Source organism: Pseudomonas urmiensis, from assembly GCF_014268815.2.
Taxonomy (GTDB): Bacteria; Pseudomonadota; Gammaproteobacteria; order Pseudomonadales; family Pseudomonadaceae; genus Aquipseudomonas; species Aquipseudomonas urmiensis.
In genome coordinates, this window is sequence record NZ_JABWRE020000001.1 from 4,923,313 (window position 1) to 4,941,791 (window position 18,479).

20 protein-coding genes are annotated in these 18,479 nt (G+C 62.5%); 13 read left to right on the forward strand and 7 right to left on the reverse strand.

Translation table 11 applies throughout. The annotated features are described in order from the left end of the window. Window position 1: 1 nt before the first annotated feature. Both HU737_RS22290 and HU737_RS22295 read left to right on the forward strand, forming a co-directional pair. Window positions 2-382: a RidA family protein gene (locus tag HU737_RS22290; RefSeq protein ID WP_186553030.1), complete on the forward strand. Its 381-nt coding sequence runs from the start codon at window positions 2-4 to the stop codon at window positions 380-382. Between the two features lie 56 nt (window positions 383-438). Next, window positions 439-1,170 (forward strand): hypothetical protein, encoded by a 732-nt coding sequence (locus HU737_RS22295; RefSeq protein ID WP_186553031.1) that lies wholly within the window; start codon window positions 439-441, stop codon window positions 1,168-1,170. Window positions 1,171-1,295: 125 nt separating this feature from the next. Here HU737_RS22295 and HU737_RS22300 read toward each other — a convergent pair whose 3' ends face one another. Then, a complete protein-coding gene (locus tag HU737_RS22300) occupies window positions 1,296-2,153 on the reverse strand; it encodes an SDR family oxidoreductase (protein WP_186553032.1) in 858 nt (285 codons plus the stop codon). Between the two features lie 191 nt (window positions 2,154-2,344). On the opposite strand from HU737_RS22300, the gene exbB reads away from it, so the two are divergent. The 6 genes from exbB to HU737_RS22330 all read left to right on the forward strand — a co-directional run bounded on the left by exbB (window position 2,345) and on the right by HU737_RS22330 (window position 9,072). Further along, window positions 2,345-3,322 (forward strand): tonB-system energizer ExbB, encoded by a 978-nt coding sequence (gene exbB, locus HU737_RS22305; RefSeq protein ID WP_186553033.1) that lies wholly within the window; start codon window positions 2,345-2,347, stop codon window positions 3,320-3,322. A gap of 3 nt (window positions 3,323-3,325) precedes the next feature. Then, window positions 3,326-3,754 carry a TonB system transport protein ExbD gene (gene exbD, locus HU737_RS22310; RefSeq protein ID WP_186553034.1) on the forward strand — a complete coding sequence of 143 codons (429 nt, stop codon included), beginning with the start codon at window positions 3,326-3,328 and terminating at the stop codon, window positions 3,752-3,754. Then, a complete protein-coding gene (locus HU737_RS22315) occupies window positions 3,751-4,485 on the forward strand; it encodes an energy transducer TonB (RefSeq protein ID WP_186553035.1) in 735 nt (244 codons plus the stop codon). Before exbD ends, HU737_RS22315 begins: the two co-directional genes overlap by 4 nt. A gap of 93 nt (window positions 4,486-4,578) precedes the next feature. Then, window positions 4,579-5,508: a hydrogen peroxide-inducible genes activator gene (locus tag HU737_RS22320; protein WP_186553036.1), complete on the forward strand. Its 930-nt coding sequence runs from the start codon at window positions 4,579-4,581 to the stop codon at window positions 5,506-5,508. Between the two features lie 3 nt (window positions 5,509-5,511). Then, entirely contained in the window at window positions 5,512-7,590 is a 2,079-nt protein-coding gene (gene recG, locus HU737_RS22325) for an ATP-dependent DNA helicase RecG (RefSeq protein ID WP_186553037.1), read from the forward strand. 78 nt (window positions 7,591-7,668) lie between these two features. Continuing rightward, window positions 7,669-9,072, forward strand: a complete 1,404-nt coding sequence (locus HU737_RS22330) for an aminoacyl-tRNA deacylase and HDOD domain-containing protein (RefSeq protein WP_186553038.1) — start codon at window positions 7,669-7,671, stop codon at window positions 9,070-9,072. Window positions 9,073-9,107: 35 nt separating this feature from the next. Here HU737_RS22330 and HU737_RS22335 read toward each other — a convergent pair whose 3' ends face one another. From HU737_RS22335 to HU737_RS22350, 4 genes are all read right to left on the reverse strand, one after another. Next, window positions 9,108-9,485, reverse strand: a complete 378-nt coding sequence (locus HU737_RS22335) for a helicase (RefSeq protein ID WP_186553039.1) — start codon at window positions 9,483-9,485, stop codon at window positions 9,108-9,110. Window positions 9,486-9,634: 149 nt separating this feature from the next. After that, on the reverse strand, window positions 9,635-9,940 hold the full coding sequence (locus HU737_RS22340; RefSeq protein WP_186553040.1) for an HU family DNA-binding protein: 306 nt from the start codon (window positions 9,938-9,940) through the stop codon (window positions 9,635-9,637). Window positions 9,941-10,129: 189 nt separating this feature from the next. Continuing rightward, a complete protein-coding gene (locus HU737_RS22345) occupies window positions 10,130-11,278 on the reverse strand; it encodes an NAD(P)/FAD-dependent oxidoreductase (RefSeq protein WP_186553041.1) in 1,149 nt (382 codons plus the stop codon). Window positions 11,279-11,312: 34 nt separating this feature from the next. After that, complete coding sequence (locus HU737_RS22350) at window positions 11,313-11,480, reverse strand: rubredoxin (RefSeq protein WP_186553042.1); 168 nt, start codon at window positions 11,478-11,480, stop codon at window positions 11,313-11,315. A 240-nt stretch (window positions 11,481-11,720) separates the two neighbouring features. Between HU737_RS22350 and HU737_RS22355 the strand changes: the two genes are divergently transcribed. Beyond that, on the forward strand, window positions 11,721-12,278 hold the full coding sequence (locus tag HU737_RS22355; RefSeq protein ID WP_186553043.1) for a chorismate--pyruvate lyase family protein: 558 nt from the start codon (window positions 11,721-11,723) through the stop codon (window positions 12,276-12,278). Further along, complete coding sequence (gene ubiA / locus HU737_RS22360; protein WP_186553044.1) at window positions 12,278-13,168, forward strand: 4-hydroxybenzoate octaprenyltransferase; 891 nt, start codon at window positions 12,278-12,280, stop codon at window positions 13,166-13,168. Before HU737_RS22355 ends, ubiA begins: the two co-directional genes overlap by 1 nt. A gap of 123 nt (window positions 13,169-13,291) precedes the next feature. Here ubiA and HU737_RS22365 read toward each other — a convergent pair whose 3' ends face one another. After that, on the reverse strand, window positions 13,292-13,663 hold the full coding sequence (locus HU737_RS22365; protein ID WP_186553045.1) for a COG4315 family predicted lipoprotein: 372 nt from the start codon (window positions 13,661-13,663) through the stop codon (window positions 13,292-13,294). 149 nt (window positions 13,664-13,812) lie between these two features. Between HU737_RS22365 and phoB the strand changes: the two genes are divergently transcribed. The 3 genes from phoB to HU737_RS22380 all read left to right on the forward strand — a co-directional run bounded on the left by phoB (window position 13,813) and on the right by HU737_RS22380 (window position 17,382). Beyond that, complete coding sequence (gene phoB / locus HU737_RS22370; RefSeq protein ID WP_003253341.1) at window positions 13,813-14,502, forward strand: phosphate regulon transcriptional regulator PhoB; 690 nt, start codon at window positions 13,813-13,815, stop codon at window positions 14,500-14,502. A 47-nt stretch (window positions 14,503-14,549) separates the two neighbouring features. Next, on the forward strand, window positions 14,550-15,857 hold the full coding sequence (phoR, locus tag HU737_RS22375) for a phosphate regulon sensor histidine kinase PhoR (protein ID WP_186553046.1): 1,308 nt from the start codon (window positions 14,550-14,552) through the stop codon (window positions 15,855-15,857). A 184-nt stretch (window positions 15,858-16,041) separates the two neighbouring features. Beyond that, window positions 16,042-17,382 carry a hemolysin family protein gene (locus HU737_RS22380; RefSeq protein WP_186553047.1) on the forward strand — a complete coding sequence of 447 codons (1,341 nt, stop codon included), beginning with the start codon at window positions 16,042-16,044 and terminating at the stop codon, window positions 17,380-17,382. A gap of 125 nt (window positions 17,383-17,507) precedes the next feature. Here HU737_RS22380 and HU737_RS22385 read toward each other — a convergent pair whose 3' ends face one another. Continuing rightward, a complete protein-coding gene (locus tag HU737_RS22385; RefSeq protein ID WP_186553048.1) occupies window positions 17,508-18,404 on the reverse strand; it encodes a M23 family metallopeptidase in 897 nt (298 codons plus the stop codon). Window positions 18,405-18,479: the final 75 nt, after the last annotated feature.

Here is an 18,479-nt window from a genome sequence, read left to right on the forward strand (position 1 = left end):
CATGACCAAGACCGTCATCAACAGCGACAAGGCCCCAGCCGCCATCGGCACCTACTCCCAGGCGATCAAGGCCGGTAACACCGTGTACATGTCTGGCCAGATCCCCCTGGACCCGAAAACCATGGAACTGGTCGAAGGCTTCGAAGCCCAGACCGTGCAGGTGTTCGAGAACCTCAAGTCGGTGGCCGAGGCTGCTGGCGGCTCGTTCAAGGACATCGTCAAGCTGAACATCTTCCTCACCGACCTGAGCCACTTCGCCAAGGTCAACGAGATCATGGGTCGCTACTTCGAGCAGCCCTACCCAGCCCGCGCCGCCATTGGCGTGGCCGCCCTGCCAAAGGGCGCACAGGTAGAGATGGACGCGATCCTGGTCATCGAGTGATGCCCCTGGTGACGGGCGCCCTGCCCGTCACCTTCCCTGCCTCAAGGTTTTTCATCATGCGTAAAGCCCTGCCTCTCGCGCTGGCGGCCCTGCTCCTGGGCGGCTGCGCCAGCCATAAACCCGAAGATTACAACGGCACCTGGATCAACCAGGCCGCCATTGATGCCGCCGCAGAAGGTGGCAGCCTGCGCCATGCCCTCAGAGCGCATGGCCCAGTGTTCGAATGGAAGCTCGACGTTGCCCGCCAGCAGGCCAGCTTCAGCAATGGCTTCGAAGCTGGGGACGGCCAACTAAGCGCTGTGGGGGACGAGTGGGAAGCCAGGTTCGAGCGCAACTACATCGAACGCATCAAGCTGTCCGGGAAGGCGCTACAGGTCACCGACCCGAACGGCAAACAGCAGGATTTTGTAAAGCCCGAGCAACCCGCACCTGCTGATGCCCCTTTAGGCGGCAGCTTCGAGAAGGCCCTCTATAAAGCGTACCTGGGCGGCGAATGGAAGATCGTCGAGGGTCAAGGTAGCGGCGGCGTGGTGCGCTTCGCCGACAACGGCAGCGTGACCGGCCTACCAGGGCCTGATCGTTACGCGCTGTGCCTGGAAGGTGATTGCGCGACCATGGGGGGAGAGAACGATACCCTGTGGCTGGAACGCAATCAGCGTGGCGGTCCGTTCATCTTCAAACGTGAGGGTGACAAGCTGGAGATCTTCCGCGCGGTCAACACTGCATTGCCCGATGAGATTCCGCAGCTGACGCCGGGCCCGCGGCAGTGGGTGCTGGAACGTAGCTGATCACTGCGAGGCCATCGCGGGGCAAGCCCGCTCCTACACCAGATGTATCGCCTTCTGGATCAACGCGAACCTGTAGGAGCGGGCTTGTCCCGCGATAGGGCCGGCAAGCCCACAGAGCAGCTGTATCACTCGCGCCCTTCAAGAATCGCTGCATAGCCCTCTTTATAACTCGGGTACTGCGGCACCCAGCCCAACGCACGCGCCCGTGCATTGCTGCAGCGCTTGCTGCCGGTGCGCCGCACGCGCTGCTCATCCGACCACTCGGTAACCCCCATATAGCCGCGCAGCCAGGCGACCACATCGGCCAGCGGCGCCGGATCGTCATCCACACCGATGTAGCAGTCGTCCAACGCAACCCCGCGCGCATCCGCCTGCAGCAGGTACGCCAGCAAGCTCGCCGCATCCTCAGCATGGATTCGATTGCCATACAGCGGGGGCTGTTCAGCGACGCGATAGCCCTGACGCACCTGGCTAAGCAGCCACTCACGACCCGGACCATAAATACCGGTCAAACGCACCAGGCTGGTCGGGATACCGCTGTGCAGCGCCAATTGCTCTGCCTCAAGCATCACCCTTCCTGAATAGCCTTCAGGCTCGGTCGCAGCGGTTTCATCGATCCACTCGCCATTCTGCTGGGCGAATACGCTGCTACTGGACACGAACAGCAGCCGCCGCGGACGCTGGCCACGCGTTTGCAACCATTCCAGAACATTGCGCAAGCCTTCGACGTAGGCCGCCTGATAGCCCGCCTCGTCATGCTGGCTGGCAGCCACGCAGTACACCAGATAGTCAGGTGACTGCTCAGGCCAGGCAGCGGGAATGCTGCTGTTGGCCAGGTCCGCAGCAACTGGCCTGACGCCTTCAGGCAACTGCTCGACCGACCGGCGCAGGCCGCTGACCTGCCAGCCGCAAGCCAGTAACTGACGGGCTAGACGACCGCCTACATCCCCGCAGCCGACGATCAAAGCAGATAAATCCGACATCTCTAAACTCCATTTCTCAAAGGGTCAGGCTAGCCGGATTACGCGATCAGCGGCTAGACAAAGGTGAAAAAAAGCAACCTTATTACTTTTGTTAACAAGAATTACTTGCAATAATGGCGCCCTATCTGTTCTCGGCCTGCCTCGAGGCCGTGGTGAACGTCAACTCATTTTCTTCATCAGGTCCGGCCAGCATGACTCGTACTCAACCTTCCGCTTCGCCAACCACGTCGCGCGCATGGCGCGCCATTGCCGCGCTGATGTTCAGCCTGGTACTGGCCCCGGTCGCCATGGCCGATGAGCCTGTCGCCCCGGCGGCCAGCACTCCGGCCGCCGCCGCTGCTCCTGCAGACGCCAGCGCAGCTGCCCAGGCCCCTGCCGATGGCGCCGCCACTCAAGCCAGCGTGGCTGATGGCCAGGCCGCAGCAGGCGAGAACGTCGAAGCGCTGGTCGAGGACACCTCGCTGGGTATGGCCCATGACCTGTCCCCTTGGGGCATGTACAAGAACGCCGACATCGTCGTGAAGATCGTCATGATCGGCCTGGCCATCGCCTCGATCATCACCTGGACCATCTGGATCGCCAAGGGCTTCGAGCTGATGGGTGCCAAGCGTCGTCTGCGCGGCGAAGTCGAAGTGCTGAAGAAGGTCGCCAGCCTCAAGGAAGCCAGCGAAGCCTCCAACAAGGAAGGCACCCTGGCCCATACCCTGGTTCACGATGCGCTGGAAGAAATGCGCCTGTCGGCCAACGCCCGCGAGAAAGAAGGCATCAAGGAGCGCGTCAGCTTCCGTCTGGAGCGCCTGGTTGCCGCCAGCGGCCGTAACATGAGCAGCGGCACTGGCGTGCTGGCTACCATCGGCTCCACCGCGCCGTTCGTCGGTCTGTTCGGTACCGTATGGGGCATCATGAACAGCTTCATCGGCATCGCCAAGACCCAGACCACCAACCTGGCGGTGGTTGCTCCCGGTATCGCCGAAGCCCTGCTGGCCACGGCCCTGGGCCTGGTCGCCGCAATCCCGGCGGTCGTCATCTACAACGTCTTCGCCCGCTCCATTGCCGGCTACAAGGCTCAGGTGTCCGATGCTTCGGCACAGGTTCTGCTGCTGGTCAGCCGTGACCTGGACCACCAAGGTGGCGAGCGCGCCGCCCCGCACATGGTGAAAGTGGGGTAAGCCATGGGCCTGCATCTCAACGAAGGTGGCGACGACCTCGCCGAAAACCACGAAATCAACGTCACGCCGTTCATCGACGTGATGTTGGTCCTGCTGATCATCTTCATGGTCGCCGCGCCCCTGGCCACCGTCGACATCAAGGTCGACCTGCCCGCCTCCACCGCCAAGCCGGCGCCGAGGCCGGAGAAACCGGTGTTCGTCAGCGTCAAGGCCGACCAGAAGCTCTACGTCGGCGACGATCAGGTTGCCCAACCCGACCAGCTTGGCCCGATGCTCGACGCCAAGACCAAGGGCGACAAGGAAACCACCATCTTCTTCCAGGCCGACAAAGGCGTGGATTATGGTGACCTGATGGAAGTGATGAACAACATGCGCGCGGCCGGCTACCTCAAAGTCGGTCTGGTAGGTCTCGAGACGGCAGCCAAAAAATGACCAAGACGCGGCACAATCTGGCGCGTTACAGCGGCAGCTTGGCGATCGTGCTGGGTCTCCATGCCGTCGCTGTGCTGCTGACGCTCAATTGGTCGGTGCCCCAAGCCATCGAGCTGCCTCCGGCAGCGATGATGGTCGAACTGGCACCGCTGCCTGAGCCAGCGCCGCCACCACCCCCAAAAGTCGCACCGCAACCACCGGCCCCGGTTGAAGAACCGCCGCTGCCGAAACTGGTAGAAGCGCCTAAACCGAAGATCGCCATCGCCAAGCCGCCCAAGCCCAAGGCCAAGCCACAGCCGCCCAAGCCTGAGAAAAAGCCTGAGCCGCCGAAAGATGAGCCTCCGGTTGACCAAGAGGTTGCCGATACGCCGCCGAGCAATGCGCCACCGCAGAAATCGGCAGCGCCAGCACCGAGCATCGCGTCCAACAGCAACGCCTTGCCGACCTGGCAAAGCGACCTGCTGCGCCACTTGGCGAAGTACAAGCGCTATCCGGAAGACGCTCGCCGTCGCGGTTTGCAGGGCATCAACCGCCTGCGCTTCGTAGTCGATGCCGAAGGTAAGGTCGTGTCCTACTCGCTGGCCGGTGGCTCTGGCAGCGCAGCCCTGGACCGGGCCACCCTGGAGATGATCCGTCGAGCCGGCACTGTGCCTAAGCCGCCGGCAGAATTGCTGAATAATGGCTCGATCGAAGTGGTAGCACCTTTCGTCTACTCGCTGGACAAACGCTGATACTTTGTTTCTGTCACAAAACGGCAAGTCTGATAACGTGCGTCTATCGATTGCACCCGCTATGCTGGGGCCGCAACTTCATGGACGCACGTTATGACCCTCACAGAACTCCGCTATATCGTCACCCTCGCCCAGGAGCAGCACTTCGGTCACGCCGCCGAGCGTTGCCATGTCAGCCAGCCGACCCTGTCCGTCGGTGTCAAGAAGCTTGAGGACGAGCTGGGCGTACTGATCTTCGAGCGCAGCAAGAGCGCGGTGCGCCTGACCCCGGTCGGCGAAAGCATCGTTGCCCAGGCGCAGAAGGTCCTGGAGCAAGCCCAAGGGATTCGCGAACTGGCCCAGGCGGGTAAGAACCAGCTGACCGCTCCGCTGAAAGTCGGTGCTATCTATACCGTTGGCCCGTACTTGTTCCCGCACCTGATTCCGCAGCTGCACCGGGTCGCCCCGCAGATGCCGCTGTACATCGAAGAGAACTTCACCCATGTCCTGCGCGAGAAGCTGCGCAACGGCGAACTGGACGCGGTGATCATCGCCCTGCCGTTCAATGAAGCCGACGTGCTGACCCTGCCGCTGTACGACGAGCCGTTCTGCGCGCTGATGCCGGCCGACCACCCGTGGACCGCGAAAAAGACCATCGACACCGCCATGCTCAATGACAAGAGCCTGCTGCTGCTGGGCGAAGGTCACTGCTTCCGCGACCAGGTCCTGGAAGCCTGCCCGACCCTGAACAAGGGTGGCGAAGGCTCCAAGCACACCACTGTGGAGTCCAGCTCGCTGGAAACCATCCGCCACATGGTCGCCTCCGGCCTGGGCATATCGATCCTGCCGTTGTCGGCGGTACACAGCCACCATTACGCGCCAGGCGTGATCGAAGTACGCCCACTGACCGCCCCGGCGCCGTTCCGCACCGTGGCGATTGCCTGGCGCGCCAGCTTCCCGCGACCGAAAGCGATCGAGATCCTGGCTGACTCGATCCGCCTGTGCTCGGTAGCCAAGCCGGCCGCCGTGGAACAACCGGCCTGACCCATGAGCGAGCTGTCGAAGGTCCCGGTCACCGAACTCAAAGGCGTCGGCGAGGCGATGGCGGAGAAGCTCGCCAAGGTCGGCCTTGAGAACCTGCAGGATGTGCTGTTCCACTTGCCCCTGCGCTACCAGGACCGTACCCGCGTAGTTCCCATCGGCCAGCTAAGGCCTGGCCAGGATGCAGTCATCGAAGGCGTGGTCAGCGGCACCGATGTGACCATGGGCAAGCGCCGCAGCCTGGTGGTGCGCCTGGGTGACGGCACGGGCGTGCTGAGCCTGCGCTTCTACCACTTCAGCAACGCCCAGAAAGAAGGCCTCAAGCGCGGCACGCACCTGCGCTGCTACGGCGAGGCCCGTCCGGGCGCTTCGGGCCTGGAGATCTATCACCCGGAATATCGCGCGCTCAATGGCAGCGAGCCGGCGCCGCCGGTAGAGCAGACCTTGACGCCGATCTACCCGACCACCGAGGGTCTGACCCAGCAACGCCTGCGCCAGCTCTGCCAGCAGAGCCTGACCCTGCTCGGCCCTCGTAGCCTGCCCGACTGGCTGCCGCATGAACTGGCCAACGACTATCACCTGGCACCGCTGGATGATGCCATTCGCTACCTGCACAACCCGCCCGCCGACGCCGACCTCGAAGAGCTCGCCCTGGGCCATCATTGGGCCCAACACCGGCTGGCCTTCGAAGAACTGCTGACCCATCAGCTGTCTCAGCAGCGCCTGCGCGAAAGCCTGCGCGCGTTACGTGCACCGGTCTTGCCCAAGCCCAGCCGCCTGCCCGCGCAGTACCTGGCCAACCTCGGCTTCGCCCCCACCGGAGCCCAGCAACGGGTCGGCAACGAGATCGCCTACGACCTCAGCCAGGGTGAGCCGATGATGCGCCTGGTTCAGGGCGATGTCGGTGCCGGCAAGACCGTGGTTGCCGCCCTTGCCGCCTTGCAGGCCTTGGAAGCCGGGTATCAGGTGGCCCTGATGGCACCGACCGAGATCCTCGCCGAACAGCATTTCATCACCTTCAAGCGCTGGCTGGAGCCGCTGGGCATCGAAGTTGCCTGGCTGGCAGGCAAGCTCAAGGGCAAGGCCCGCGCCAGCGCCCTGGAGCAGATTGCCGGTGGCACACCGATGGTGGTCGGCACCCATGCGCTGTTCCAGGACGAGGTTCAGTTCAAGCACCTGGCCCTGGCGATCATCGACGAACAGCACCGCTTCGGCGTCCAGCAGCGCCTGGCCCTGCGCAAGAAAGGCGTCGCCGGCGAGCTCTGCCCGCACCAGCTGATCATGACCGCCACACCGATCCCGCGAACCCTGGCGATGAGCGCCTACGCCGACCTGGACACCTCGATCCTCGACGAGCTGCCGCCCGGTCGAACGCCGGTCAATACCGTGCTGGTCGCCGACAGCCGCCGCTTCGAAGTGGTTGAGCGGGTCCGCGCCGCCTGCGCTGAAGGCCGACAGGCATACTGGGTGTGCACGCTGATCGAAGAATCCGAAGAGCTCACCTGCCAAGCGGCTGAGAGCACCTACGAAGACCTCGGCAGCGCCTTGGGCGAGCTGCGCGTAGGGCTGATCCACGGCCGTATGAAGCCTGCCGAGAAAGCCGCTGTGATGGCCGAGTTCAAGGCCGGCAACTTGCAGTTGCTGGTGGCGACCACGGTGATCGAGGTGGGCGTGGATGTCCCTAACGCCAGCCTGATGATCATCGAGAACCCTGAACGGCTGGGCCTGGCCCAGCTGCACCAGCTGCGCGGACGGGTCGGCCGAGGCAGTGCGGCCAGCCACTGCGTATTGCTCTATCACCCGCCCCTGTCGCAGATCGGCCGCGAACGTCTGGGCATCATGCGGGAAACCAACGACGGCTTCATCATCGCCGAAAAGGACTTGGAACTGCGCGGCCCCGGCGAGATGCTCGGAACCCGCCAGACCGGCCTGCTACAGTTCAAGGTCGCCGACCTGATGCGCGATGCCGACCTGCTGCCGTCGGTGCGCGACGCCGCCCAGGCGCTGTTGGCGCGCTGGCCGGATCATGTCAGCCCGCTGCTCGACCGTTGGTTGCGCCACGGCCAGCAATATGGCCAGGTGTGACGCAGCTCTCGGAATGGATCCAGTCTGTCGGTCAGGCTGGTTATACTTTGCGTTTAAAGAATTTCTTGGATACAGACCATGACTGAAGTTGCCCTGGACACCGCAACCCTACACGCACCGTCTGTCATCCGGCTGTTGCTCGAAAAACTCGGCGTAGCCTACCGCGAAGTGCCTGAGCACCCGTCGTTGCCCGCCGCCTCACGCGTTCAGGCGGTATTGCTCGACGATGAGATCGGCGCCTTGATGGTGCTGTTCCCGCAGAGCCAGCTGCTGGACCTGAATCGCCTGACCGAGCTGACTGGCCGCAAACTCACCGCCGTTCCGGTTGAGCGGCTCAAGCACATGCTCGACAAGCATCAGCTCAAGACCCTGCCAGCCATCCCGGCATTGACCAGTTCGCCATGCCAGTACGAAAAGAGCCTGCTGGATGCCGAAACCGTGCGGATTCACTCCGGGGAAGCGGGCCTGTTGCTGGAGATCGAACAAAAAGACTTCAAGAGGTTACTCGCCAAAGCCAGCGCCAGCAGCTTTGGCCAGGAGCTCAAAGACATTCGGCCAAACCTCGATCGCCCGGACGATGACCGCCATGAGATCACCCAGGCTGTGGAGAACTTCACCGCCCGGCGGATCCAGAAACGTCTCGAAGAGACCATCGAGATCCCGCCGCTGGCCGACACCGCACAGAAGATCATCAAGCTGCGCGTCGACCCCAATGCCAGCATCGATGACATCACCGGCGTGGTCGAGACCGATCCAGCCCTGGCCGCCCAAGTCGTCAGCTGGGCGGCATCGCCCTACTACGCCTCGCCCGGCAAGATCCGCTCGGTGGAAGACGCCATCGTGCGCGTGCTGGGCTTTGACCTGGTGATCAACCTTGCCCTGGGCCTGGCCCTGGGCAAGACCTTGAGCCTGCCGAAAGACCATCCGCAACAGGCAACCCCGTACTGGCAGCAGTCGATCTACACCGCTGCCGTCATCGAGGGCCTGACCCGCGCCATGCCCCGCGCCGAGCGCCCCGAAAGCGGCCTGACCTACCTGGCCGGCCTGCTGCACAACTTTGGCTACCTGCTGCTGGCGCATGTATTCCCGCCGCACTTCTCGCTGATCTGCCGCCATCTGGAGGTCAATCCGCACCTGTGCCATACCTACGTCGAGCAGCATCTGCTGGGCATCAGCCGTGAGCAGATCGGCGCCTGGTTGATGAAGCTGTGGGATATGCCAGATGAGCTGCGCACCGCCCTGCGTTTCCAGCACGACCCATTCTACGATGGCGAGTTGTCGGCCTATCCGAATCTGGTTTGCCTGGCTACGCGCCTGCTGCGCTCGCGCGGGATTGGCTCGGGGCCGCAGGAGGAGATTCCGGATGCGCTGTTCGAGCGTCTGGGGCTGAGCCGGGACAAGGCTGAAGATGTGGTCAGCAAGGTGCTGGAGGCAGAGGCGCTGTTGCGCGAATTGGCTTCGCAGTTCCAGACGCCGCACTGAGTTGATAATTGGGGCCGCTTGGACGGCCCATACTCTCAGGCCTTGTTCTTTTTCGGCTTCAGGTACTTCATCAAGCCCTGGAACCAGATCACCAGCGCCGGGTTGCCCTTGATCTGGATGCTCTTGTCCTGAATGCCCTGCATGAACGCCAATTGCTTATTGCTCGCCTGCAGGGTGGCAAAGCCATACGCGGCGTCTTTGAAGGCAATGGCAAACGCCGGCTGCGGGTGCTGGCCGCCCTTGCTACTGATCCGCTCGTTACTGACTAGGAAATGCCGAGCGACCTTGCCATCGAGCGTCTGCATCTGGAACACCAGCTCCTTGTCGCGCAATTGCTGCTGGAACGCCGGGTTATTGCGACTGGCCCGAGCCATCAGCAGCCCCATGGCCCAGAGAAGAAAACGAAACTTCATCGACGCGCCTCGATTGAAAAATGACTGAGTCGCGCAGTTTATCCTTATCCCGACCTGTTTATGCAAGTTCGCCACAGTTACCGCGTGTAAAGCACAACGGGCGCCACTTGGGCGCCCGTTCGGATCACAGTTGAAGCATTAACCAGTGATTACTTTTTCTTTGCGGATTTGGCCGCAGCAGCAGGCGGATTCACGCTGTCTTTCAGGTTCTTGCCAGGTTTGAAGGCAACAGTGTTGCTGGCTTTGATCTTGACCGGCTGGCCGGTCTGCGGGTTCTTGCCGGTGCGGGCACCACGATGACGCTTCTCGAAAGTGCCAAAGCCGACCAAGGTGACGGTGTCCTTGTCGAGGGCACCCGTGATGCTGTCTAGGATCGCATTCAGCACCTGATTGGCCTTTTCCTTGGTCAAATCGGTCTTTTCTGCGATGACGGCGGCGAGTTCTGGTTTACGCATAGTGAAGCCTCTTGGACGGGAATTCTTGTTGTTATTGCCGTGCTGCTTGGCAAAGCAGCGCTCAAGGCGCCGCAGGCTCTAAACTGCGGCAGACGCGACTGAGAATGGCACGCCGATAGGGACCGCGCCAGTGTCTGGGCGGCCAATGTGCCTTCAACAACAAGGTAAACCCGACAGAACGCCCGCCGTTTACGCCATGAGTGGCGGTAACTGCCGATTTAGCGCCAGCTTTTCCATCACGGCCGTGCCGGTCAAGGCGTAGCCCAAGAGGTTGCCCTGCGCATCGCGGCACAGCACTTTGAGATCAGCGCCCTGCCCTTCGACCTGCCAGTTACCCTCACGGCCTTGTGGTGGTGGCGAGACTACCAACGGGCAAACCGGGGTCTTCACGGTGACCGGCATTGGCCCATAGGCGACTGCCGTAGGTTTGCCGGACAGGGTTTGCGCTAGAGCACGCGCACAGGTCATCAATGGCATCACGTACAACAGGTTGATCCCCGCGACTTCGGCGCAGTCTCCCAAGGCGAAGATGTTGGCGTGTGAAGTGCGCAGCTCGCGATCCACCACCACCCCGCGATTGACCTGCAACCCGGCAGCGGCGGCCAGGTCGGTGCGTGGACGCAGGCCGATGGCCGAGACCACCAGATCGCAAGCAATTACACCGCCGTCCGACAGGTGCGCCTCCAGGCCATCAGCCACACGCTGCAAACGAGTCAATACCGGGCCCAAGTGCAAACGCACACCCAAGCGCTCAAGGCCAGCCTGGACCGCGCCAGCGGCCGCCGGGTGCAGCAAGGTCGGCATCACCTGCTCGCAGGGTGCGACCAGGTCGACCTGAAATCCGCCCAGGCTCATGTCATTGGCGAACTCGCAGCCGATCAGGCCAGCGCCCAGGATCAGCACCCGACGCTTGCCTGCGGCCGCGGCGCGAAAGCGCGCATAGTCCTCCAGGTCGTTGATCGGGAACACCCACTCGCCAGCATCGCCTTCGATCGGCACCTGTACGGTCTGCGCGCCCCAGGCCAGGATCAGGTCGCGGTACTCGACCGCTTCCTCACCGATCCACAAACGCTTGTGGCCAGGGTCGATGCCGCTGATGCGGGTGTGGGTGCGGATCTCGGCCTTGAGCTGCTCGGCCATGGCGCCAGGTTCGGCCATGACCAGGCCCTCGGCGTCCTTGTCCTTGGCAAAGCCGGTGGACAACATCGGCTTGGAGTAAGAACGACCGTCGTCGGCAGTGATCAGCAACAGCGGCGTTTCGCCATCGAGCTTGCGAAACTCCCGGGCCAGGTTGTAGCCCGCAAGGCCGGTACCAATGATCACCACAGGGGACGTCATGTCGTGCTTCCTCGTTCGTTGAATAGGGTTGCGATCAGCCGATGGCGATCATTTCGAAGTCCATCTTGCCCACGCCGCAGTCTGGGCACAGCCAATCTTCGGGTACATCTTCCCAGCGCGTGCCTGGAGCGATGCCGTCATCCGGCCAACCTTCGGCTTCGTCGTAGATCAGGCCACAGACAATACATTGCCACTTCTTCATCAATACCTCCTCGTCAGGCTCAGGCTTGGCGCCGCCGCTTTGTAGGGCTATCGCGGGGCAAACTCGCTGCCACGTTGTCCCGAACCACAAGGCAAGCGTGTAGCAGGCTTGCCCGCGACTGCAGATTCTTGGCGTGCGCGGCAGCCAGGGGGCTTTGTACTGGCCCTGCCAGCAGTATGCAAGCAGCACGGGCAAACATGCTAAGCTCGCCGCCTCTCTGGCTGTAACAAGCATACCGACGTGTCGTACGAATCCTCGCAAGCAGCCGCTGTCGCGTGGCTGGCGTATTCACAGCTGGCTGCCGACATCGACCAGCCTACCCTCGACTGGCTCTTCGACGAGGGTTCTCTGACCCGCCGTCTGACCGCCCTGTCCCACGATCACTTCTGCGTCACCCCGCTGTTCGAGGGCTGGCAGCCCCTGCGTGATGATGAATGCCAGGCCCTGAACCTTGAGCCAGGCGCGCAAGGCTGGGTGCGCGAGGTGTACCTGCGCGGCCACGGCCAGCCGTGGGTATTCGCCCGCAGCGTGGCCGCACGCAGCGCCTTGGAGCGTGGTGGCCTGGATCTGGAAACGCTCGGCAGTCGCTCGCTCGGCGAGCTGCTGTTCTGCGACCAGGCGTTCGTGCGCCACCCCCTGCAAGTGTGTACTTATCCACAGGCCTGGCTGCCGCCTGAAACTGCCGAGAACGGCCTGTGGGGCCGGCGCTCGCGCTTTGAGCGCGATGGCCTCGACCTGCTGGTGGCCGAAGTGTTCCTACCGGCGCTGTGGCAAGCGGACAAGGAGGACAACCGCTGATGTACCTGCAACTGCTCAAGTCGCTCAACCGCCTGCACCCACGCGCCTGGGACTTCGTCCAACTGAGCCGCATGGACCGACCCATTGGCATCTACCTGCTGTTATGGCCGACCCTGGCTGCGGTGTGGATCGCCGGCAATGGCTCGCCTAGCGTTGCCAACGTACTGATCTTCGGCCTTGGCGTGGTCCTGATGCGCGCGGCGGGTTGCTGCATCAATGATTTTGCCGATCGCAAGGTCGATGGCCACGTCAAACGCACCGCCGACCGCCCCCTTGCCAGCGGCCGAGTGAAATCGCGAGAGGCGCTGGTGCTGTTCGCGATCCTGGTGGGGGTGAGCTTCCTGCTGGTGCTGTGCACCAATGCGCGCACGGTGTGGCTGTCGTTCGGCGCGGTGGCTTTGGCGTTCTGCTACCCGTTTATGAAACGCTACACCTACTACCCACAGGTGGTGCTGGGCGCGGCGTACTCCTGGGGTATCCCGATGGCCTTCACCGCAGCGGGCGGCGAGCTGCCGGCCAGCGCCTGGCTGTTGTACATCGCCAACCTGCTGTGGACGGTGGGTTACGACACCTATTACGCGATGGTCGATCGTGATGACGACCTCAAGATCGGCGTGAAATCCACCGCCATCCTGTTCGGCGAAGCAGATCGGGCGATCATCCTGACCTTGCAGATGCTGTCGCTGGGCTGCTTGCTGCTGGCGGGTAACCAGTTCGAGCTGGGCGGTTGGTACCACCTGGGGCTGATGGGTGCGGCGTTGTGCTTTGCCTGGGAGTTCTGGTCGACGCGCAAGCTCGATCGCGACTCGTGCTTCAAGGCGTTTCTGCACAATCACTGGGCGGGGTTACTGGTGTTCATTGGGGTGGTGCTGGACTACGCGTTGCGCTGAATCCACAGTCCGCATCTAGGCGTAATGCGTGGGAGCGGGCTTGCCCCGCGATGACGATACCGGGTTCACCGCCGTTATCGGGCAAGCCCGCTCCCACACCGCAAAATCGCCAGAAAACGCGCTTCAGGGTTTGGCTACGTGCCAAACGTCCTTCATGCCATCACCCGTGGTCTCCCCTGCCTTCTTGTCCTTGACGAAGGTATACAGCGGCTTGCCGTCATAGGCCCACTGCATGCTGCCATCGTCGCGGGTGATATGGGTCCACTTGCCTTTGGCCGCCTCATCATCCGGCTTGACCATCAACGGCGGCCAGTTCTTGGCACAATCGCCATTGCACATGGACTTGCCGCCGGCATCCTTGTCGAACGTGTACAGCGTCATGCCGTCATGGTCGACCCACATGCCATCTTTCTCCATGGCATGGTGGGCAGATGCCACGCCCGGCAGTGCCAGCACAGCGAAAAGGGCCATCCAGTTCAGCGTTTTTCGTGTCATTGGATTTCACCGTTTTTGTTCGGGTGTGGGATTTAAAGCCTAGCTCAGTCATCAATACTTGCCGCAACGGCCCACGACATGTCACACGACTGCAATAATTCCGTTATCTAATGCGGGCCAAGACACCGTATCCAGGAGAGGTTTTGAGCATGGTTGGCAGGAACATTCTGATCGTCGACGACGAGGCACCGATTCGCGAGATGATCGCCGTTGCGTTGGAAATGGCCGGCTACGACTGCCTGGAAGCGGAGAATTCGCAACAGGCCCACGCCATCATCGTCGACCGCAAGCCAGACCTGATCCTACTCGACTGGATGCTCCCGGGCACCTCCGGCATCGAGCTGGCCCGCCGCCTCAAGCGCGACGAGCTGACGGGCGACATCCCGATCATCATGCTGACCGCCAAGGGTGAAGAGGACAACAAGATCCAGGGCCTGGAAGTCGGCGCCGACGACTACATCACCAAACCCTTCTCGCCGCGTGAACTGGTGGCTCGGCTCAAGGCCGTGCTGCGCCGCACCGGCCCCAGCGACAGCGAAGCGCCAATCGAAGTCGGCGGCCTGCTGCTCGACCCGATCAGCCACCGGGTGACCATCGATGGCAAGCCGGCCGAGATGGGCCCCACCGAATACCGCCTGCTGCAGTTCTTCATGACCCACCAGGAGCGCGCCTATACCCGTGGCCAGTTGCTCGACCAGGTCTGGGGCGGCAACGTCTATGTCGAGGAGCGCACCGTCGACGTGCACATCCGTCGCCTGCGCAAAGCGCTGGGTGAGGCCTACGAAAATCTGGTACAAACCGTCCGGGGCACCGGCTATCGCTTCTCGACCAAGAGCTGATCGAAGCCCGAGCGCCTAGCTGCACGCCGCTGTACAAGGACCGTCAATTGAACCAGAACTGGCACGCGACCCTGATTCGTCACCTGCTGCTGTTGATCACCGTCTGCCTGATCGGCGGGTTGATCAGCGGCTATTACGGCTGGAGCCTGGCCCTTGGCCTGGCGCTCTACCTGGGTTGGACCCTCAAGCAATTGCTGCGCCTGCACGACTGGCTGCGCAACCATCAACCCGACGAAGCACCACCCGACGGCTACGGCTTGTGGGGTGAAGTGTTCGACAGCATCTATCACCTGCAACGGCGCGACCAACGTGTGCGCGGCCGGCTGCAGGCCGTGATCGACCGGGTCCAGGAGTCCACCGCCGCGTTGCGCGATGCGGTGATCATGCTCGACAGCGATGGCAACCTGGAATGGTGGAACCGCGCAGCCGAGACCCTGCTGGGCTTCAAGACCCCGCAGGACGGCGGCCAGCAGGTGACCAACCTGGTCCGTCACCCGCGCTTCAAGGAATACTTCGAAGCGGAGAACTACCTCGAACCGCTGGAAATCCCCTCGCCGATCAACGACCGCATGCGGGTCCAGCTGCATATCACCCGGTATGGCAACAACGAGCATCTGATGCTGGTACGCGATGTCACGCGCATCCATCAGCTCGAACAGATGCGCAAAGACTTCGTCGCCAACGTCTCCCATGAGTTGCGCACGCCACTGACGGTGATCACCGGCTACCTGGAGACGCTGCTGGACAACGTCGAAGACGTCAACCCGCGTTGGAGCCGGGCGCTGCAGCAGATGAGCCAGCAAGGCTCACGCATGCAGACCCTGCTCAACGACCTGCTGCTGTTGGCCAAGCTCGAAGCCACCGACTACCCCTCGGACAACCAGCCAGTGGCGGTGGATGCCCTGCTCAACGCGATCAAGAGCGATGCACAGGCATTGTCCGGGCCGCGTAACCAGCGGATCAGCCTGGAGGCGGCGCCCGGGGTTCATCTCAAGGGCAGCGAGTCGGAGCTGCGTAGCGCGTTTTCCAACCTGGTGTTCAATGCGGTCAAGTACACCCAGGATGAAGGCCACATCCGTATTCGTTGGTGGGCGGACGAGCAAGGCGCGCATCTGTCGGTACAAGACTCGGGGATGGGCATCGATGCCAAGCATTTGCCGCGCCTGACCGAGCGTTTCTACCGGGTCGACTCGAGCCGCAACTCCAACACTGGCGGCACCGGGCTGGGCTTGGCGATCGTCAAGCATGTGCTGTTGCGCCATCGTGGCCGGTTGGAGATCAGCAGTGTACTGGGGCATGGCAGTACCTTTACCTGCCACTTTGCGCCGGGACAGCTGGTGTCCAACAAAGCATAAGCGCCAAGCATCGCTGGGGCCGCTACGCGGTCCATCCCAGCGCTTCGGCGCCCCGACCAGCCAGCTCCACCGCAGCATACCCTTTGCTTTTGCGGCCTCAGCCGCTACATTGGCTGTCCTGTGCCAGCCTCTGCTGGCACTTGTTTTTCATCCTTTTCGAAGACGGACCCCGTAAAACCCCATCATGGACCCTTCCCCTGGTATCAGCTTCACCTCTCTGTTTGCCGACTTCGGCATGATTCTTTTTGCGCTGTTCCTGGTCTTGCTCAACGGCTTTTTCGTTGCCGCCGAGTTCGCCATGGTCAAGCTGCGCTCCACCCGCGTCGAGTCGATCGCCGAACTGCATGGCTGGCGTGGCAGCATCCTGCGCAAGGTGCACAACCAACTGGATGCCTACCTGTCGGCCTGCCAGCTGGGTATCACCCTGGCCTCGCTGGGCTTGGGCTGGGTCGGTGAACCTGCGTTCGCCCACTTGCTCGAACCGCTGCTGGCCTACCTTGGCGTCGATACGCCAGAGTTGATCAAGGGCATTTCGTTCTTCGTCGCCTTCTTCGTCATCTCCTACCTGCATATCGTGGTCGGCGAGCTGGCGCCCAAGTCGTGGGCGATCCGCAAACCCGAGCTGCTATCGCTGTGGACTGCAGTGCCGCTGTACGTGTTCTACTGGGCGATGTACCCGGCCATCTACCTGCTCAACGCCAGCGCCAACACCATCTTGCGCATTGCTGGCCAGGGCGAGCCTGGGCCGCACCATGAGCATCACTACAGCCGCGAAGAGCTCAAGCTGATCCTGCACTCCAGCCGCGGCCAGGACCCTAGCGACCAAGGCATGCGCGTGCTGGCCTCGGCCGTGGAGATGGGCGAGCTGGAAGTGGTCGACTGGGCCAACTCCCGCGAAGACATGATCAGCCTCGATGCCAAGGCGCCGCTGAAGGAAATCCTGGCGATGTTCCGCCGGCACAAGTTCAGCCGTTACCCGGTGTACGACGCCGAGCGTGAGGAGTTCACCGGCCTCTTGCACATCAAGGACCTGTTGCTGGAGCTGGCCGACCTGGACCACATCCCCGGCACCATCGACCTGGAAGACTTGTGCCGGCCGCTGGAGCGTGTGTCCCGCCACATGCCGCTGTCGCAGCTGCTGGAGCAGTTCCGCAAGGGCGGTGCACACTTCGTGCTGGTCGAGGAAGCCGATGGCAAGGTGATCGGTTACCTGACCATGGAGGACGTACTGGAAGTGCTGGTTGGCGACATTCAGGACGAGCACCGCAAGACCGAGCGCGGCATCCTCGCTTACCAGCCAGGCAAATTGCTGGTGCGTGGTGATACACCGCTGTTCAAGGTCGAGCGTTTGCTCGGCGTGGACCTTGACCACATCGAGGCGGAGACCCTGGCAGGCTTGGTGTACGAGACGCTCAAGCGGGTGCCTGAGGAAGAAGAACTGCTCGAGGTCGAAGGGCTGCGGATCATCATCAAGAAGATGAAAGGGCCGAAGATCGTGCTGGCCAAGGTGCTCAAGCTCGACTGACCCGTTGGGGCCGCTTTTTTGCGGCCCATCGCAGCGGTTCGGCGCCCCGACAAGCCAGCTCCTACAGGCAGCCCAGATACCTCGCTGCCTTGCACCAAATGGGGCTGTAAAGCGGCCCCCCATTCTCAGGGGTTACCGGCAGTGAAATTCGGTAGCCCGCCAAGCGGCCGGTCGAACTGATACGGAATCGACTCCAGCGACAACCCGACATTACGCTGCACGACAAAATGCAGGTGCGGCCCGCTGCTGTTACCGGTATTGCCCGACTTGGCCAGGACCTCGCCCTGCCCCACCCGCTGACCTTCCCCCACCAGCACCGATCCGCGCATCAGGTGCAGGTACACCCCCATGGTGCCGTCCGGGTGCAGGATGCGCACAAAATTGCCGGAAGGATGGGTGCCGCGGCCGCTCTGGCTGTTCTCAATCTTCACCACCACCCCGCCACGCGCCGCGACGATAGGCGTACCTTCAGGCATGGCAATGTCCATGGCGTAGCGGCCTTTGGCGCCAAAATGGCTGTAGCGACCGTTCGGCCCTTGGGTCAGACGGAATGGCCCACCCCGCCAGGGGAACGGGTAGCGAAACGCCTGGGGGCGCTGCACCGGGTCGCCCATGGCATAGTTCAACTTGCTCTGATAGCCCAGCTTCGCGCCTGGCCGCACCTTCACCACGCTTAGCACCTGGGTCGAGCGCGGCGGTAGCACGCGCCGGACAATACGCGGTGCATTGCCGCCAAGGGCATTGCTCAGGCGCAGCAGTCGTAACTCGACCTCAACAGGTGCGAATAGCTCGTTACGCGCCGAAAACCGAACGCCTCCTGCGAAGGCCTCAGTGTTTAGGCGTACCTGGCCTTCCAAACGTTCGACCATCGGTTCGCGGAAAATCAGAGGTTTGGCGCCCGCGCTCGGCCGCTCGGAATAGGACACCACTCCGAATTCGTCAGTGGTCTTGTAGATGGTCATGCCCAGGCTCGACGCTGAGGCCAGGAGCAAGGCACAAAACAGCAGCAGGCGGCTGGGCATGATAGTGGCTTTTTGACAGGTTAGATCTGTCGAAGCCTAGCAGCCCAGTACCGGGGTGTAGGTGCAGTTGGTCGC

What these genes read in the sequence shown, in the direction of transcription:
- HU737_RS22380 (WP_186553047.1), top strand. Translation starts at nt 16,042, where the DNA reads ATGGACCCTTCCCCTGGTATCAGCTTCACCTCTCTGTTTGCCGACTTC.
- HU737_RS22350 (WP_186553042.1), bottom strand. Translation starts at nt 11,480, where the DNA reads ATGAAGAAGTGGCAATGTATTGTCTGTGGCCTGATCTACGACGAAGCC.
- HU737_RS22340 (WP_186553040.1), bottom strand. Translation starts at nt 9,940, where the DNA reads ATGCGTAAACCAGAACTCGCCGCCGTCATCGCAGAAAAGACCGATTTG.
- HU737_RS22300 (WP_186553032.1), bottom strand. Translation starts at nt 2,153, where the DNA reads ATGTCGGATTTATCTGCTTTGATCGTCGGCTGCGGGGATGTAGGCGGT.
- HU737_RS22365 (WP_186553045.1), bottom strand. Translation starts at nt 13,663, where the DNA reads ATGACACGAAAAACGCTGAACTGGATGGCCCTTTTCGCTGTGCTGGCA.
- exbD (WP_186553034.1), top strand. Translation starts at nt 3,326, where the DNA reads ATGGGCCTGCATCTCAACGAAGGTGGCGACGACCTCGCCGAAAACCAC.
- HU737_RS22295 (WP_186553031.1), top strand. Translation starts at nt 439, where the DNA reads ATGCGTAAAGCCCTGCCTCTCGCGCTGGCGGCCCTGCTCCTGGGCGGC.
- exbB (WP_186553033.1), top strand. Translation starts at nt 2,345, where the DNA reads ATGACTCGTACTCAACCTTCCGCTTCGCCAACCACGTCGCGCGCATGG.
- recG (WP_186553037.1), top strand. Translation starts at nt 5,512, where the DNA reads ATGAGCGAGCTGTCGAAGGTCCCGGTCACCGAACTCAAAGGCGTCGGC.
- HU737_RS22330 (WP_186553038.1), top strand. Translation starts at nt 7,669, where the DNA reads ATGACTGAAGTTGCCCTGGACACCGCAACCCTACACGCACCGTCTGTC.
- ubiA (WP_186553044.1), top strand. Translation starts at nt 12,278, where the DNA reads ATGTACCTGCAACTGCTCAAGTCGCTCAACCGCCTGCACCCACGCGCC.
- phoB (WP_003253341.1), top strand. Translation starts at nt 13,813, where the DNA reads ATGGTTGGCAGGAACATTCTGATCGTCGACGACGAGGCACCGATTCGC.
- HU737_RS22320 (WP_186553036.1), top strand. Translation starts at nt 4,579, where the DNA reads ATGACCCTCACAGAACTCCGCTATATCGTCACCCTCGCCCAGGAGCAG.
- HU737_RS22315 (WP_186553035.1), top strand. Translation starts at nt 3,751, where the DNA reads ATGACCAAGACGCGGCACAATCTGGCGCGTTACAGCGGCAGCTTGGCG.
- HU737_RS22385 (WP_186553048.1), bottom strand. Translation starts at nt 18,404, where the DNA reads ATGCCCAGCCGCCTGCTGCTGTTTTGTGCCTTGCTCCTGGCCTCAGCG.
- HU737_RS22290 (WP_186553030.1), top strand. Translation starts at nt 2, where the DNA reads ATGACCAAGACCGTCATCAACAGCGACAAGGCCCCAGCCGCCATCGGC.
- HU737_RS22345 (WP_186553041.1), bottom strand. Translation starts at nt 11,278, where the DNA reads ATGACGTCCCCTGTGGTGATCATTGGTACCGGCCTTGCGGGCTACAAC.
- HU737_RS22335 (WP_186553039.1), bottom strand. Translation starts at nt 9,485, where the DNA reads ATGAAGTTTCGTTTTCTTCTCTGGGCCATGGGGCTGCTGATGGCTCGG.